The following is a 17,304-nucleotide window of genomic DNA, read 5'->3' as shown; positions in this document are numbered from 1 at the left end:
CATCAGTCACGCCGCCCATTCTCTCAGCAATATAATTTCATTATTTACTTTCCATACACCATTGCACCCGATTCCGGATGCGAAACGACTTGTTTTAGCAGTTTTCAAAGGAGGCGCGTCAGAAGCGCCCATTTCCGATACCTATATCAGATGTGATTATCCATCGTTCCTGCAGATTGTTGGGCGATCAGGTGCAGGTAAGGTTATAGCGCGAGCTGACCGTTCACGCGCTTGTTACTATTCCGCTCTCGGTGCGGGGCCGTTTCCCCGTTCCGGTTTTCATCTTTCCGACGTCGGCTGGTCTCATTCGCCATCGTGGCGGAGCAATGCACCATTGCCAATTGAGGGATATCCGATGCCGACGAGAGCTCAGAATAGGACGACCGCAGAGCGGCCGATCGTAACCATTCAGTTCAACAAGCAGCCCATTCAGGTATTTCAGGAGAATGGAGTGTTATGGGTGGACGCAAAAGCTATTGCCAGCATCCTGGGATATCGAAGCCCAGACGACATGTTGAAGATGGTCGACCGACAGCAGGTGCGTAAAGAAACGCGCCTGACACCCCGAGGCCAGAAGCTGGTGAATTTCACGAGTGAAGCAGGCCTCTACATCGCAATCTTCCACAGCGATCGTCCGGTCGCAAAGGAATTCAGTCGATGGGTGACGCATACCGTTCTCCCGGAGGTCCGCCGGACGGGTAGCTTCGCGGCTTTGGGAGAGGAGAGCCACACACCCTCAGATATTCAGGGGGCAATCGTCTCGATGCTACGGACCCAGCACGATGGGTTGTACGTCGGGGCCATGATCGACGGGAGGTTCCAGCTCGTCGAATGGAAGAAATATTCTTTCCTCACGACCCTGGAGCGGACCCTTCGGGATCTCTTTTATCTGTTTCTGCATCGTGCCAGCACGAACTTTTCCCACGAGGGGATGTTCCAGTACATTTCCGTCGAGACGCTTTCGGCAGCTGATTATCATGACTTCGGTTTGATGAGCGCCGTGGCATTGTTACCCGGTCTCGAGGATGTCCTCTGCAACACGGTCCTGCCCCCGAGCGAACAGGCACAGGAGGCTGTGTCTCTCAAGACGAGATGGGCGTTCACGAAAGAGCGCCTGGAACCGCAAAGCCTGACGCGGCTCCGGCAGGCGGGGTTCTTCACTGAGGACGAGAGCGGCAAAATGACCCTCAACCATGACCGCCTCGCCGACTTCGAAGCCGAGTTTTCCAGGATGCAGCAGGGTGCCGCAAGGCGACGCGGCGTTCAGAACAGCCTGGTCGCGCTTGATATCGAAGATGTCCAGGCGAGGCTCGCCTCAACCACCGAGTCCGGCCAGAGGATCAGGGAATTCAGCTTCCAGGATAGCCCGATCCGTGCTTTCGAAGACAACCACCTGCTCTGGCTTAGCGCCAAGGATGTCAGCGACGCGCTGCGATACTCCGGAACCGACAAACTGCTGAACCTCGTTGACGACCAGGACGTGCGAGTCGAGAAACTGCCGACGAACGGTGGCCCGCAGAAGCTCTACTTCATCAACGAATGCGCGCTCTACCGGGTCGTTTTCACCCGCAAGGTGCCGGAAACAGAAGCATTCAAGACCTGGGTTACCGGCACCGTCCTGCCGGAAATCAGGCGCACCGGGATGTTCGTCGGCGCCGGTGCCCGATCGCGCCTTCATGCGCCGGCCAAGGCGAGCGATCTGTCGAAACTGGTCACATCGATGTTCGAGGGGCGTGAGGATGAAGTCTTCGTCGCCTACAAACAGGAAGGGGCGATCGGTGCCCGCTACTGGCCGTTGCAGAGCTTGATCAATTATCAGCTGATCGGGATCATGCAATTGGTCATCCTCTATTTCGGAAAGATGATGCCCAAATATGGACGGCGGGGGCCCTCGCGATTTGCGCCGCCCGAGTCCGAACTTCTCGAAAATATCCTCGATTTCGACTGGCCGCTCAGTACGTTCATCCTCTCCAGCACCAGTTATGTCCTGAACCGCCTTGTCTTGCCGGCCAAGCACCTCGCCAAGGAGATGCGTCTTATCCAACGAGACGCGGAGATGGTCAGACTCTCGAGTTGTTTTGACCCGTCAGTCGAACTGCTGAAATCTGAGATTTCACGGAAGCCCCGGAAGCAGGCTAATCCAGAGGCTACGATACCGGAAGAAAACGATACCCGGCCAGCCGACGACGATAGCGCTGGTACCGAACCTGCGAAACGGGATCCCGGACAATGAGCGATCTGCCTCATCCGGGGGCGCCTGACCGGGCGGCCAATGAGTCGGCGGGTGATCTCGGGGCCCTCCTGCTCGCGATGAACCAGCGGCAGCAGCAGCACGGCGAGATCCTGATCGCGATCCTGACCATGCTCCGGGGCGAGGACGACAAGAACGCCTCGAACGACCTCATCAAGGAGTTGATGAACCGGATCGACCGACAGACCGCGATGATCCGCGCACTCCTCGTGTCCGTCACCAGCCTCGGCGAGAATGTCCCGGCTACCGTCCTGCGTATGCTGAGGGATGGAAACGGCCAGGGCGGGGACGAATACCTCCGTGCCAATCGGCATGGCGCCGAGCCGCACGCGAACGGACGGGAAGACGCATGATCTCGTTCCGCAAGATCATGGCCGACAGCAACGGCCAACTGATCATGCAGTATTTCACCGAAAACACCCCCGATCCCGCGCCCAAGACCATCGAGGATCTGCGCGGACAGGTCGATAGCGGCGGCCGGATGACTAACTACTACACCGGTCGGGACACTAGGGCCTCCTGGGGCCCGGACATCTCACCCGAGATTGCTGCCTCCCTCGGCATCGACCGGATGAAAGGCCCAAGCAACGCGGCACTCGCCCACCTGTTCGAAGGGAAGCGCGCAGACACCGGCGAGGCATGGGCCGGCCACAAGCGCGAGATCAGCGGCTACGATCTGACGATCGCGCCGCATAAGTCGGTGGCCCTTGCGGCGGAGTTCGGCACGACCGCAGCCGAACGCGAGGCGGTTCGCTACGCGATCATGCTGGCCAATGACGACACGATGCGGTTCGTCGGAGAAGAATTAGGCTGGGCCCGCAAGGGCAAGGGCGGCGGAGACGGCGCCGATCCCGGCGATGTCGCCTGGATTTCTTTCTATCACCATACCGCCCGGCCCACCGTCCACATCGAGGACAAGACGAAAGGCGTCACCTACCTTGCCGATATTCCCATCCCCGGCGATCCGCATGAGCACATCCATAACGTCCTGCTGAATTTCGTGTTGACGGATGAGGGGCGTGCGGGGTCGCTCGACACCAACCGGCTGCACAGCCGCGTCCATGAATTCGGTGCCTATTTCCAGGCCCGGCTCGGCGGCTATCTGCGCAATCTCGGGTTCGAAACAGGCATGGACGCCCGCGAGCAGGCGGTCACGATCGCCGGCATCCCGCAGATCGCGGTCGACACTTTCTCCAAGGGCCGCAAGTCGGTCGAGCGCAACGCCAAGGCCTATGCAGCGGACCACGGGGAGGATTGGGAAAGCCTGCCCGCCGACCGGAAATACGCGATGCTGCAGGCGGCCGAGTTCACCGCCCGGCTGAAGAAGACCGGCGATGCGGATGACCGTGCATCATGGCGCGCGCAGGCCGAGGCGATCGGCTGGACGCCGGAGCCGATGATGGATCCCGACCGCCCGGTGTCATCCCAACCTGCGATCGAACGATACGAACGCGCCTACGCCCATGCAGCCCGCCACCTCGAGATCGAGTTCCGGACCGCGGCCGTTCTGGATTTCGAGAAACTGCGCATTCACGCCGCGCGCGGGTTTATCGGCACCGGTATCAGGGGGCCGCACGATATCGATGAAGTGGTGAACCTGCTGATCGACCGGGGGATTGAGGTCAAAGGCGTCCAATCGGAACTGATCGTCGGCCGGGAGATGAAGGAAATTCCCGGCAAGCCCGCCGAAAAGACGCCCTCGCCCCTGCGGGTGACCCACTCCGCCCAACTCAGACTTGAGGAGGCGCTGATGGAACGGGCGCGGAGTGCTGCATCGAGTCGCGCCGGCGCGCTGACAACGGCAGCGATCCAGAGCGCGATCGCCAGCTCAGACCTCGATCTGACCAGTGAACCAGAGCAAGCGAAGGCGCAGATCGCGGCCATGTACGCCCTTGGCACCGGAGGCGATCTTTCGATCCTCATCGGAGTGGCGGGTTCCGGCAAGACCGCCCTGCTGGCGCCACTCGTGCAGGCTTACAAAGAGGATGGGCGATCGGTGTTCGGTGTGGCCACCGCCTGGCGGCAGGCGGACGCCCTCGCCGACGCCGGCATCGAACGATCCGTCGATAGAGCCGGCTTGATGGCCGGCGGTTGCATGGCGCTGACCCCGTTCCTCGGCGCGATCGAGCGGGGCGAACTGGCGGTCAACGACAAAACGGTGCTCATCCTCGACGAGATCAGCCAGATCGGCCCGAAACCCTTCCTGAAACTCCTCGAATTGCAAGCACGTACCGGCATGGTCATCAAAGGCATCGGCGATCCCGAACAGGTTCAGACGATCGATGCCGGCAACACCATCAAGCTGCTGAAGGAGATCCTGCCGCCCGATAGCCTTCCCTACATCGACACCACGATCCGCCAGAACTCCGTGCGGGAACGCCAGATCGCCACCCTGTTCCGAGACGGCATGGCGGCGAAAGCCCTGACGATGAAACGCGAGGACGGGACGGCGCGCCTGGTCGGCGGTGATTACGATCAGGTCGTGCAGCGCATCGCGGATTTCTACATCGAACGGCGGGATATTCTGCGCGCGACCGGCGCACGCCGGGGGATCACGATCTCCGCCCTCACCAACGAGGACGCCGGCAATATCAGCCGCTCCGTACGTGAACGCCTGAAGGCACGAGGCGAGGTCGCACAGGATGAAATCATCGTGCCGGCGATCATGCCGACAGGAGACGGCAAAGGCGAACATCATGACCTACCGATCGCGACAGGCGATAAGCTCAGGTTGTTCCGACGCGTCAGGGGCACCCCGGTCGACGCGCCCCAACGAAATGGTCGGTCGCGCGGCACGGTGGCGATCGGCAACAATGGTACGATCGTGAACGTAATCGAGCGAAGGTCGGAAGGATTGGTCCTCGAGGGAATGAAGCGGCGCCGCGCCTTCGTGCCGTGGGATTTTCTGACCGACCAGGCTTCCGGGCGGGTCATGCTCGGTCACGGCCACGCTTTGACCATCGACAGCGCTCAGGGGGTCACGTCCGACGAGCATATCAACGCCCTGCCCCGCGGCAGCAGCGGCATCACCTCCTTCAAAGGGTACACCGCCGAAAGCCGGCACGTCAGGCAATCCTTTACGATGATCTCCGAGGCGGCGGTGATGGAATCGATCAAGCTGGGCCGCGCCCTGGGCGACAACAAACCGATCACGATCGAAGATCTTTGGAGCCGGGTTGCCGCCGATATGGCTGATCACCCTGCCAAAGCGAATGCGAGCGATGTGGAGCAGGCGGATCGCGAGGACAGCGACGTCCGGCAAACGACCACGCTGTTCCGGCTGCGCCATCATTTCGAGATGGCGGAACAGAACGGCAGGCGCATCAGCCGGAATAACATGGCGCGCCGCCGAAGCGATCTATGCCTTGAAGCCTTCAGGGATCAGGCGTCCGCATTTCGGGAGACACTCGAGAGGCAAGAAAGACTCGGAACTGACATCGAAAGGCGGTTCATCCCCGCGTTGGACAAATTTCCAGAAACGTTGCAAAACCTTGCCTTCGGCGTCCAAGCCGACCTGGCTGGTCGACGCTTCTCTTCGAATGGGCCGACACCCCAATGATACCAACACTTTCGCAGACCGACTAGACAATCTATACCGAACGCAGGCGCATCCCTCTTTCGAAATGAAAGTGAACATAAGACCACAACCTTGCCAAGGTTGGGGTCGAGGGTTCGAATCCCTTCGCCCGCTCCAAATTTCCTCAAGGAAATTAGAGCGTTATGAGAAGGCCGCCGCAAGGCGGCCTTTCGCTTTTCCGTCGTGATGTCCACATGGTGTCCACCGTGATGTAAGCCCCGCCAATCCTTCCCAAGGAAGGCGGCCCAGGATTTCCGAGACCTCAAGCATCTGACAGGTCTGTCTGAGCTCAAACTCGCTTCAGGCGTTCAACGTAGACCGCCGCAAGGGACTGAGACAAGATAGAGAATGTTGTCGAGGATCTGCGCGGCTGGCGCGTCGTAGATATCCACACCTCGGCCGCTTATGGGGTGCACTAACTTGAAGCTTGTGCGCTCTATCGGTCGGCGTTTGTGACGGGCACTCCCCATGCCTCCTAAGGAGGTGAGCGCTCTTGGCTCGGGCGTCGAGCATCTCTAGTGCACCGGCGCGGACAAAAAACTCACCTACGCAGCCTGGGGCTCCCACAAACTCTGGGCGATTCAGGCGGGCGCCTGTATCTTTTGACAGAGTCGGTGCACTAGCTTGGTTACCGTTAAGGAGTACTGACCACCTTGTTTCGAATTACCGCCCGAACCGTTCTTGAACTCGGCTCTGAGCTAATCAGCTCGGACATTATCGCGTTCTATGAGCTTATCAAGAATGGCTTTGATGCACAGTCCAAGACCGGCGTCGAGGTCAGGTTCGACATCGTCGTGCCCAAACACGCTGTCTCGACATTGGCAAAGCAGATTGTCAAAGGCGGCGACATCGAAACCCTGCGTCTGGCGGTTCACTCAGAAATCATGGAAAGCGCCAGCGCGGCAGCCAAGGATGGCTTCCGCGCCTTGATCAATCAGGTCACGGACCCGGAAGAGCTTCTTTCCGCACTCTGGGAGGCCGAGCGTCGTTTCAACACCATCCGGGTCAGCGATACCGGAACCGGGATGTCGGCTGAGGACTTGGAAAAGACATTCCTCGTCATCGGCACAGGCTCACGAAAGAGGGCCATCGAGGCGGCGCTCGCCAGCGGGGCAACGAAGAGCCCCTTTCTCGGCGAAAAGGGCATCGGCCGCCTGTCGGCGATGCGGCTTGGCGATCATCTTAGGGTCGAGACGGCGAAGCAATCGGACCCGGCTCTCAATTTTCTCGTAATCAACTGGAAGGACTTCAACAACGTCGACGCCATGCTCGACGACATCCCCGTTACGCCGACGATCGGAGGAGCCAAGCCGTCGGAAGCTTGGTCCGGCACCTCCATCATCATCTCGGATCTGACGGAGAACTGGACCGAAGCGCGGGTGCGCGAGATGGCGGGCAAGGACCTTGCCCGCTTGACGGATCCGTTCGCGGACGCTGGGGGGCGGCCTCGCATTGCACTCTTCTGGAACAACGACAACCGCATCCCTATCGCGACCATGCCGCGCGAACTTCTCGCCGCGGCCCACGCACGCGTCCGCGGCGAGTACACCGTAGTCAAGGGGGAGCCTCAACTTGTGATCACTAGCGAGGCACTCGACCTGGATTTTGAACATCCGCCCGAAACGCAGGTCGTGACCCTCTCGCGCGCCGATCTCGAGGGGCTCGTGATCGGCAAAGACGGGGATATCGACGACTCTGCCCTGGACAGCGTCGGGCCTTTCTCCTTCGAGGCCCACTGGTTCAACCGGCGCCGCTTGCTGCGAACCGATACAACGGGTCAACTGATGGCCCTTCGTGAAGAGCAGAACCGCTGGTCAGGGATTCTCCTGTTCCGCGATCGGTTCCGTGTCTTCCCCTACGGCGATGACGACGACGATTGGCTCGATCTGGACCGCTCGGCGTTAAGGCGCTCTGGCTACACCCTGAACAAGACGCAGTTCGTCGGTCGGGTCAACATCAGCCGGGTCGGTAACCCCAACCTCGTCGATCAAACCAATCGCGAGGGGTTGCGGGTCACGCCGGAACAGCAGGTCATGCTTAAGGTTCTGCACTACGCCGTTCAGGATCGACTTGGAGGGTTCCTAAGGGAGGTTGAGCGCCAGTATAAGGGGCAGAAGATCGACCTTTCCGACGCCAAGACTCGGGTCAAAAGCCTTGAGGATCGAGCAAAAGCCGCCATTGCGCGCTTGCGCCGCCTGTCGCCTGACACAGCCCAGACCGATGTGGAGGAGTTGCAGCAGACCTTGGCGGAATTCTCCGATTTCGCCGCTAAGGCGCGGGTGCGCATCGAGCAGGTGGAGCAGGAATCCCGCCAGATGATCGAGATGGCCGGCGTCGGACTAATGGTCGAGGTGGTCGCCCACGAACTAGCGCGGGCCACTGAGAACGCCCTGCGCACGCTAGACGGCCTCAAGGGCCCGGAAGTCCCGGATCGGCTGCGCGGCCAGTTCGCCAATCTTCAAGCCGAGATGAAGAGTGTGAACAAGCGCGTTCGAGTACTCGATCCGATGAGTGTTTCAGGTCGCCAGCGGACCGAGCTGTTCACGCTCAACGAGATCGTGAAGGACGCTATGGAGGCCCACCAGGCGCAATTTTCCCGCCATCGAATCACGCCGATCCTGTCGCTGCCTGAGCGGCCCGTCCGAATCCGCGCGGTCAAGGGTATGATGGTGCAGATCATCGAGAATCTGATCTCTAATTCCGTCTACTGGCTAGACATCCGCGGGCAACGGGACAGGTTCACTCCAGAAATCCGTATCGCCGTTTCGTCCGATCCGCCGACACTGATTTTTGAGGATAACGGCCGCGGGGTCGCGCCCGAAAACCGTGAAACGATCTTCAAATTGTTTTTTTCGCTTCGGGATTCAAAACGACGGCGGGGTCTTGGCCTGTTCATCGCCCGCGAAGCGGCGACGCATCACGGGGGACGCCTCTACCTGGAAGATATGGCTGACGCCGAGACTGGCCGGCTGCACCGTTTCGTCCTTGAACTGCCGCAGGGAGCTCAGCAATGAGCCTCCCGGAGCTGCTGCAGGCTCGAGGAGTCAGGCGTGCGCTGATCGTCGATGACGCTTACGACGAGACACCGCGGGCGCAAGACATAGGCGTCAGCAATCCCCAGTGGGCCATCTTCGGCGACGACTGGACTGACGCAGTCCGCGAGCAGGTGGTCGCACTCTATGCGGACGCTCGGGATCGCCGGCTTGATGACCTAGTCGGCGATGACCTGTTCGTCGCCGCCCTTTGGAGCCTGAGCGATCAATTCCCCGATCTGCTTGTCCCGCTCTTCGAGGCGTATCGCGGCGGCCGCGCCGCGGACGAACGCTACCTCGATCAGGCAAAGGGAAAACTTGAAGCGCTCGGACTTGAGGTGCGCACCGCCGGACGCCGGTTCCAGGATGCCGCCGGCGAAGCCGACCTCATTCTCATCGACCTCTTTATGGGCCATGGTCAGGGCGACAACGACGTGGAAGCGTCGAAGGCACTGCTTCGGGAGGCGTTAGCGGCTAAAGGCCCACCCGCTCCCCTCGTGATATTGATGTCCCGCAGCAATCGGCTCGAGACTAAACGCGACGAATTCCGCGACGATGTCGGCCTTCTAGATTCCGGATTCCGCATCGTCCGTAAAGCTGACTTGGAAGGCGGCGATTTGCTGGAGCGGCAGATCGAGCGGCTTGCCGAACACCTCGCGGATACTCGGAAGCTGGCCGACTTCGTGGGCGCCCTAGCGGCCGGCATCGACAACGCCGCCCAGCGAACCCTAACCCACTTTCGCCGCCTTAGGCTCTCGGACCTCGGTCAGATCCAAAGCCTACTGCTCGACGTGGAGGGCGAGCCCACCGGCAGCTACTTGGTCGATGTCTTTGACCGGGTTCTCGCCCACGAACTTGAGGCGGAAGAAGGCATCATCAACGCCGCAAAAGAACTCAACGCCTTTTCGGCTGCGTCCTATCCGCCACCCCATGTCGCGGGATCTCCCGACCTGCAAAACCTTGTTCTTCGAACCCTGACCCAAAACGTGCGACGATTGGGCCTTCCGGGCTCGACCGGCGGATTAGTCACGTTTGGGGATATCCTTTTCCCTCGAGACGCAGCCGCCGACGAAGCGGTATCGCGGACTTTGTTGGTCGACCTGACGGCCGACCAGGTGCTGCTAGTGATGACACCGATCTGCGACCTCCAGCGGGATGGAGCGCCGCGGATACTTCTGATGGTGGGGGATCTTCGCCCGTTTGGACTCAAAGATTGGACCTACGGATCGGACGCGCGGACGGCCGTGATTGAGATCGATGGGCAGCTCCGCTGGATCAAGTGGAACCCCAAGCACGTCGATACCGTTTCCTGGGATCAGCTTAGGCAGGCGCTCGATAGCGATGAGCTGCGCATCGTCGCGCGTCTGCGGGAAGCGCACGCCCTGGAGCTGCAGCAAAAATTATTGTCAGGGCTCGGCCGCGTCGGCCTACTGGCGCCGATGCCGGCGACCTTCCCCGTGGACATCGACGTCTTCGTCGTCGGAGAAGGAGGACAGCCCCAACGCCTGGAGGTCGGGGCGCTGAATGAGGGTGCGGTGTGCTTCGTCGGCCGTGACGACCGGGGCAAGCCAGCACTTAGGCTTGTGATGACGGAAGGTGCCTGGGACGGGGTTGAAGAGAGGCTTGCTGCGATCGAGCGCGCCGACGTGCACCAAAGCGCGAGAGCGGCTTTCGATCATGTTCGGTCCAAGCCGGAGCTCAGACAGAAGATCGCCCGAGGACTGAGCCTCGACGGCGTTGGGGCAAAATGGTCCGGGATCACATGTAAAACGGGCGGTCAGGGCCTGCCGCATATGGCTCTCGTCGGCTGGAACCTCGCTGACGCCGATCAGGCACTAGCCCGAGGCAACCTCAGTAAGGCTGGGGTAATCATCCACATCAGGGACAAGCCCGAAGCTGACGCGCCGCACCGTGCGGATGCGATTCGCGAAGGACTGATCCCATCCGATGCGATCGACCCGCCGGCCCCCGAGGCGGGTGGCTAGCGCGACGCTGAGCCTTGGGCAGCCCCCTATCCGGCCACATTAGGACGTCCGCGCCGCACAAAAGGACCTGGGGAGCGCAGACCCACGACGGCCGCGAGGACCAACGAGCGAGCCTGGATGGCGGAAAGTTGCACCCACTCCTCGGGGCTCGACTTTGAAGCGCCGCCTCGCCATCCTATAGGCCACACGAGACCGTGTGCCGAAGTCCCACCTAAGGATCAGTTGCGCGTGAGTGCTCCGCCCATCTATCTCGACGGGTTTGCAACCCAGCCGTTGGCGCCCGAAGCGCGAGATGCCATGTTCGCCGCGTGGTCCCTTCCCGGAAACGGGGGCTCGCCAAATCAGGCCGGCGAGAGGGCAGCGCGAATTATCGCTGAGGGGCGAAGCGCGGTGGCGGAAGTGATCGGGGCGGCTCCGAGCGAGATCATCTTCACGTCGGGTGCCACCGAAGCCAACAATCTGGCGCTTCTCGGAATTACGGCAAAAGCACCCCCAGATCGCCGGAGGGTCATTGTCTCCGCGATCGAGCACAAATCGGTATTGGAACCCGCGCGCATTTTGTCCGCGCGCGGGTTCGACGTTGTTGTCGCTCCGGTCGACACCCACGGCCGCTTGGACCTGGCCAGATTCGAGGCTTTGTGCGCCGAGGGGCTGTTCCTCGCCTCGCTCATGATGGCCAACAACGAGACGGGCGTGATTCAGCCGGTTGCCGAGGCGGCAGCGATCGCCCACGGTCGTGGCGGCCTGTTTCATAGCGATGCCGCGCAGGCTTTCGGCAAGGTTGCCATCGATGTGATGGGCCTCGACATCGACTATGTCAGCCTATCCGCCCACAAGTGTTACGGCCCGATGGGCGTCGGTGCCCTCTTTGTGGCGGCCACTGCGCCGCAGCCATCGCCGCTCGTGTTCGGCGGTGGGCAGCAAGGAGGCCTTCGTCCCGGCACTGAACCCGTGGCTTTGATTGCGGGTTTCGGCGCGGCAGCACGCGTCGCTGTCGAACGACGGCTATCAGACGAGGCCCATGCCGACTCAGTTGTGATGGCGCTTCTTCGCGGCCTCGCCGATCGCCAGCTCCGATTCCGTCGAGTCACGGGTGGTTATGACGTCGTGCCTGGCAGCGCGGCGATCAGTTTCGACGGGATAGATGCCGACGCGCTATGCTTGGCCGTTGCTCATGAAGTCTCTATTTCGACTGGCTCCGCTTGCAATTCTGGACAGTTGATGACCTCACATGTCCTTGATGCTATTGGCTTTTCTAAGCAGGATGCCCGAACCGTAGTCCGATTCCTCTGTGGTCGATACACCTCTATACCTGACGTGACCGCCGCAGCCGGTTATATTGCGGCCGCCGCGGTCGGTTCCCGGCTTGCTACTGGAGAGGTTCGCCAGTAAGCTTCCCGCATGCGGGATGCATTCACTACCGATTTCAGAGGCCAATTTGCGGGGCATGAGACCTTCCCGCTCCGGCTGCTCTGGCTGAAGAAGGCCTACGACGCCGTAGAAGGCGGAGCCGTGACCGGAACCTTCCAGGAACAAGATGCGATCGCACGCTTCGGCGTCGGCCGCAACATGGCAGCCTCAATGCGGTATTGGGCGTTGGCGTCGCGGTTGTTTGAGGAGAGCGACCGCCTGATCAGTCCGACGGATATGGGGAGGCTCGTTCTTGCCGATGGGGGATTTGATCCCTACGTCGAACGCGCGGCGACGGTGTGGCTATGCCATTGGCACGTCGCCAGCACCCCCGCTATGACGACGACCGCTTACTATGCGTTTAACGCATTGGCGGCGATTGAGTTTGATCCTTCGACCTTGATCGATGAGTTGCTGGCGCTCGTGACCGCGCGAGGATGGCGGGCGACCCGCGGCACGTTAAAGCGGGATGTCGAGGTCTTCCTGAGAAGCTACGTCCGGCGAGGCGACGCCCTGAACGAGGATGCGGCCGAGCCGCTTTTGGCGGAGCTCGGTCTGGTTCGGGAGGCTAGGCTAGGCGGGTGGTACGAATTTGTGCGTGGGCCCAAGCCAAACCTTCCCGATGGCGTGTTCGCCTACGCCCTCGCGGAATTCTGGGAACGCCAAGGCGGTTCGACCGCCATCTCCGCCGAGCAAGTCTGCTACGCGCCCGGCTCACCGGGGCGCGTCTTCAAGCTCGACGAAGACAGCGTGATCACCCGCCTCATGCGGCTCGATGATCTGACCAACGATGCTTGGCAATGGACCGATACGGCAGGTCTCCGCCAGATTCAGCGCCGCGGCGACGTATCCCCGCTGGCGTTGATCGAGACGGCTTATGTAACGGGCCGGGCAGTTGGTGCCGCAACATGACCCTATTGTCCGAAACCGTTGAGATCGATCGCCGCTTCGCTCGGTCGGCCCGGATCGACGCCGATCTGAACGGAACGCCGCCGCTGATTGGCTATGTCTTGCAGGCCAGCGTAGAGAAGGCTCTGACGACCCTCGCCGAAAGCCAAGAGGAGAGTCGCCAGGGCGCATTCACCTGGACCGGGCCCTATGGCGGCGGAAAATCGAGCGCTGCCCTCCTCGTGGCGAACTTGGTGGCGGGCGCCCGCGAGAACAGGAAGATTGCGCGAGGAATCGCGGGTCGGCCGCTCACCGAGTCGTACAGGAAGGCCTTCCCCGAAGACCATGGGCCGTGGAATGTCGTCGCTGTCACCGGAAGTCGGGTGCGGCTGCGAGATGCTGTCGCCGCCGCCGCCGCCGCTTGTTTCGGCTGGGACAACGTGCGGCGGGGCGAGGCCGCGGCTAGCGATGTCGCGCTCATCAGCGCCATCAAACGCGCCGGCGGTTCGCGCAGCAGCGGGACCCTGATCATCCTCGACGAACTCGGGAAGCTGTTGGAACACGAGGCCTTGGAGGGCGGCGATGTTCACCTACTGCAGGATCTAGCTGAGCACGCGACCCGAAGTAAGGGTCGCCTAGTCGTTATTGGGATCCTTCACCAGTCGTTTGAGCAATACGCGGCGCGCGCCGCGCGTGACGCGCGGCAGGAGTGGGCCAAGGTTCAAGGCCGGTTCCAGGACATCGCGTTCCTCAGCGGCGCCGACGAGACGGTCGCCCTCCTCGGTCGCGCGATCTCCGCCGCGTGCCCTCCGGCCAGCGCGCTCGATCGAGCAGCAGCGGTCGCGGTCGCGGTTGCACAGAGGCGGCCAACGGAAGTGGACGCCCTCGCACAGGCCTTGGCGGCCACATGGCCGCTGAACCCGATCACAGCGCTGCTGCTTGGTCCGGTGTCACGCGCGCGCTTCGCGCAAAACGAGCGCAGTGTTTTTGGGTTCCTGAGTTCCGCTGAGCCGGCTGGTTTCCAAGAGTTTTTGAAAAGCGCGGAGGCAGCGGGGGGCACCTATGACCCCGCCAGGCTTTGGGATTATCTCGCCTCGAACTTCGGCATGGCGCTAGCGAGCGGAAACGACGGCAGTCGATTCAGCCTAGCGTTTGAGGCGATTGAACGGGCGGCGGCAAAGGGGACAGCGGTACACGTCGCTCTGACCAAGGCGGCGGCAATCATCGAGTTCTTCCGAAACGGGTCGGGGTTGGCGCTCGCTGACGACTTCCTTATCGAGGCCGTTCCCGAAGCTGATGAGGCCTCGCGTCGCGACGCGATCACAGATCTCCTGGACTGGGCAGTCTTGATCCGTCAGCCGCGGCTCGGCGGATACGCCCTCTTCGCCGGCAGCGACTTCGACCTTGATGAGGCGATTAATCGGGCGACGGCGCCGGTCGACACGGCCCAACTCGACGGTCTTCCGCAACGGGTCGGCTTCGGGTTCGCCACCGCGAAGCGGCACTACTTCGTGACGGGCGCGCTGAGGACGTTCCAGATTGGCCTGCAGATCGTTGGCAAAGGCGACACAGCCGAGAGCTTGGCGGCAGCGGTGTTTGCCAAGCCCATCAAAGCCAGCGGGTTGGTGGCCTTGGTGCTCGGCAATGGGTCAGTCGATCAAACCGAAGTCGCGGCGATCTGCAAAGGCGCGGCCAAGCAGCTGAAGAAGTCGGGGCGCGTTGTGGCGATCGGCGCCGCAACCGAAGGATACGCGCTGCGCGCCAGCGCGGCGGAACTGATCGCGGTCGAACGGGTCTTCCGGGACCACCCGCAGTTGGAAGGGGATCGCATCGCCCGCCGCGAGCTCGCGGCGCGGCATTCCCACTGTATCGACCTGCTGCACCGTACCATCGAGGCGTCGCTGGAAAGCGCCAAGTGGTGGTTGGCCCCGACACCCGTGAAGGCCTGGCGTGAACCGCTAGCCATCATTGCCAGCGCTCTAGCGGACGCCGGCTATCCGTATGCGCCCGTATTGAAGAGCGAGCTCCTGCAGCGCGACAAGCCATCCTCCAATTCCATGGCCGCGCTTCGGGATCTGTGCTACGCCATGGTCAGCCAGGGTGCCAAGCCCGAGCTTGGCATGAGCGGCTATCCGGCCGAGCTTGGTCTGTATCTGACGGTCTTGAGGCCGTTCGGCCTTCACCGTGAGGTCGAACCTGGTCGGTTTGGTTTCGCCGATCCGGAGATGACGGGGCAAGGTGCGACGCTCCAACCGGCTTGGCGGGTGATTGACGCCGATGGCGAGGTCGAACTTTCCGCGGTCTTCAAGCGCTGGGCGGCGCCGCCGTATGGCGTCAAAGCCGGGGTCATGCCGGCCCTGGCACTCGCCTACATGTTGGCGAAACGCGAGACCGTGGCGGTTTACGTAGACGGCGTGTTCCAGACGGCGATCGACGACGTATTGGTCGACAAGCTTCTTCAGCGTCCCGGCGATTTTAAGCTGCGCAGGATCGACCGGTCTGTTCGCGAGACGGCCTTCCTGAGCGGGTTGGCGGCCTTGTTCGGAATCTCGGACGGGGGTAATTCGCTGCCAGTCGCCCAAGCGCTATTCCAGCGTTTCGAGGCCCTCACCACGCATGCCACGCGAACCAACAGGATCAGTGAAGACGCTCGCGTGGTGCGTCGAACCGTCCTGAAGTCGACCGATCCGGAAGCGCTGCTCTTTGATGAGCTGCCCGCCGCCTTGGAGAATCGTCTCTCTCCGGAGCTGGTGTTTGAAGCCCTCGTCGAGTGCGAGAACAGCTATTCGGCCTTGTTGGCAGAGTTGCGCCTGGCGATGGCCCGCGCACTCGGGGTCGACCCGGGCTCGTTCGCGGGTTTGACCGAGCGGGCCGCGACGCTCAAGGACCTGACCAACGACTATGCGTTCGAAGCCTTCGCCGATCGTGTCGCTGCGCTTGAATCCGGCGGCGACATCGAAGGACCCCTCAGCGTCCTGCTCCACCGACCGGCGCACAGCTGGTCCGATCGTGACCGCGAGCAGGCGCTCACGGAAGTGGCGCGATATGGACGGCGTTTCCGGGAGCTAGAGGCCTTGGCGGTCGTGCGCAATCGACGGTCGCACACCGAGACCCTGGCGCTGGTGGTCGGCCTCGACCCTCTGACGCCGCCCCTCCTCCGGAGCTTCGTGCTGTCGGACGGTGAAAAAGAGCAGGCGGCCGGGATGGCCGATCGTCTGCTCGCCATGCTGGGCAATGACCCCGATGGCGGCCGAATGCGGTTGGCGGCGCTCGCCCGCGCCGTCGCCAGCGTCGCGGCGGACACGGACGTGGAGGTCGCATGACCGAGCGCCATATTCTCGGCCTGTCCGGCGGCAGGGACAGCGCGGCGCTGGCCATCTACATGCGCCAGCACTTCCCAAACCTCCCGATCGAATATTTTTTCACCGACACGGGCAAGGAGCTGCCGGAAGTCTACGAGTTCCTCGACAAGCTCGAGGGCTTCCTGGGCCGCCCGATCTTGCGGCTCAATCCGGACCGCGATTTTGACTTCTGGCTGGCGGAGTATCGCAACTTTCTGCCGTCGCCGCGGACGCGCTGGTGCACGCGCCAACTCAAGTTGCGACCGCTGGAACATTGGCTCCGGAACGACCTAGACGCCGGCGTCGTGGTCCATTCCTACGTCGCGATCCGGTCCGATGAACCGACCCGCGAAGGCTATCAGGCCACGCACGCGAACATGCAGGTCCACCTGCCCCTTCGCGAAGCCGGCATCGACCGCGCCGGCGTGATCGAGATCCTTGACCAGGCCGATGTGGGAGAGCCGGGCTACTACTCTTGGCGCTCGCGCTCGGGATGCACCTTTTGCTTCTTCCAGCAAAAGATCGAATGGGTCCGCTTGGCCGAGCATCATCCCGACCGCTACGCGGAGGCGATCGAGTACGAGAAGACCGCCCTCAAGGACGGCTCGCCCTTCACTTGGAGCCAGGGCGAAAGCCTGAACGATCTGGTAGTGCCCTCGCGGGTCGCGCAGATCAAGAGCGACTACGACAAGCGCCGCGAACGGCTGCGCCGAAACCGGCGGGTCAACCCCCTGTCGGCCCGATCCGCCGAGACCGTCGATGACGTCTATGGCATCGACGAGGCGGAAGGCGGCTGTGTGATCTGCCACAAGTAGGCCCC

Annotated in this window: 9 protein-coding genes; all 9 read left to right on the top strand. The window is 62.1% G+C overall.

What is annotated here, in order from left to right; genetic code table 11:
• The first annotated feature begins 355 nt into the window (after nucleotides 1-355).
• Complete coding sequence (locus tag AruPA_RS16230; RefSeq protein WP_265637815.1) at nucleotides 356-2,233, top strand: Bro-N domain-containing protein; 1,878 nt, start codon at nucleotides 356-358, stop codon at nucleotides 2,231-2,233.
• Nucleotides 2,230-2,604, top strand: a complete 375-nt coding sequence (locus AruPA_RS16225; protein WP_265637814.1) for a hypothetical protein — start codon at nucleotides 2,230-2,232, stop codon at nucleotides 2,602-2,604. The genes AruPA_RS16230 and AruPA_RS16225 overlap by 4 nt, the downstream gene beginning before the upstream one ends.
• Nucleotides 2,601-5,810 (top strand): MobF family relaxase, encoded by a 3,210-nt coding sequence (gene mobF, locus AruPA_RS16220; protein ID WP_265637813.1) that lies wholly within the window; start codon nucleotides 2,601-2,603, stop codon nucleotides 5,808-5,810. The genes AruPA_RS16225 and mobF overlap by 4 nt, the downstream gene beginning before the upstream one ends.
• Before the next feature lie 671 nt (nucleotides 5,811-6,481).
• Complete coding sequence (locus AruPA_RS16215; protein WP_265637811.1) at nucleotides 6,482-8,842, top strand: sensor histidine kinase; 2,361 nt, start codon at nucleotides 6,482-6,484, stop codon at nucleotides 8,840-8,842.
• Nucleotides 8,839-10,845, top strand: coding sequence for a hypothetical protein (locus tag AruPA_RS16210; RefSeq protein WP_265637809.1), 2,007 nt, complete (start codon nucleotides 8,839-8,841; stop codon nucleotides 10,843-10,845). The genes AruPA_RS16215 and AruPA_RS16210 overlap by 4 nt, the downstream gene beginning before the upstream one ends.
• A gap of 117 nt (nucleotides 10,846-10,962) precedes the next feature.
• The gene (locus AruPA_RS16205) at nucleotides 10,963-12,237 is read left to right on the top strand and encodes a cysteine desulfurase family protein (protein ID WP_265637808.1); all 1,275 of its coding nucleotides are present in this window, start codon (nucleotides 10,963-10,965) and stop codon (nucleotides 12,235-12,237) included.
• A 9-nt stretch (nucleotides 12,238-12,246) separates the two neighbouring features.
• The gene (locus AruPA_RS16200; protein ID WP_265637806.1) at nucleotides 12,247-13,167 is read left to right on the top strand and encodes a DUF4007 family protein; all 921 of its coding nucleotides are present in this window, start codon (nucleotides 12,247-12,249) and stop codon (nucleotides 13,165-13,167) included.
• Complete coding sequence (locus tag AruPA_RS16195; protein ID WP_265637805.1) at nucleotides 13,164-16,466, top strand: ATP-binding protein; 3,303 nt, start codon at nucleotides 13,164-13,166, stop codon at nucleotides 16,464-16,466. The genes AruPA_RS16200 and AruPA_RS16195 overlap by 4 nt, the downstream gene beginning before the upstream one ends.
• Nucleotides 16,463-17,299 carry a phosphoadenosine phosphosulfate reductase family protein gene (locus AruPA_RS16190; protein WP_265637804.1) on the top strand — a complete coding sequence of 279 codons (837 nt, stop codon included), beginning with the start codon at nucleotides 16,463-16,465 and terminating at the stop codon, nucleotides 17,297-17,299. Before AruPA_RS16195 ends, AruPA_RS16190 begins: the two co-directional genes overlap by 4 nt.
• The last annotated feature ends 5 nt before the right edge of the window (nucleotides 17,300-17,304 follow it).

Source organism: Acidiphilium sp. PA (genome assembly GCF_026191915.1).
Taxonomy (GTDB): Bacteria; Pseudomonadota; Alphaproteobacteria; order Acetobacterales; family Acetobacteraceae; genus Acidiphilium.
Note: the sequence above shows the minus strand (reverse complement) of the source record. Positions and strands in the feature narration are given on the sequence as shown.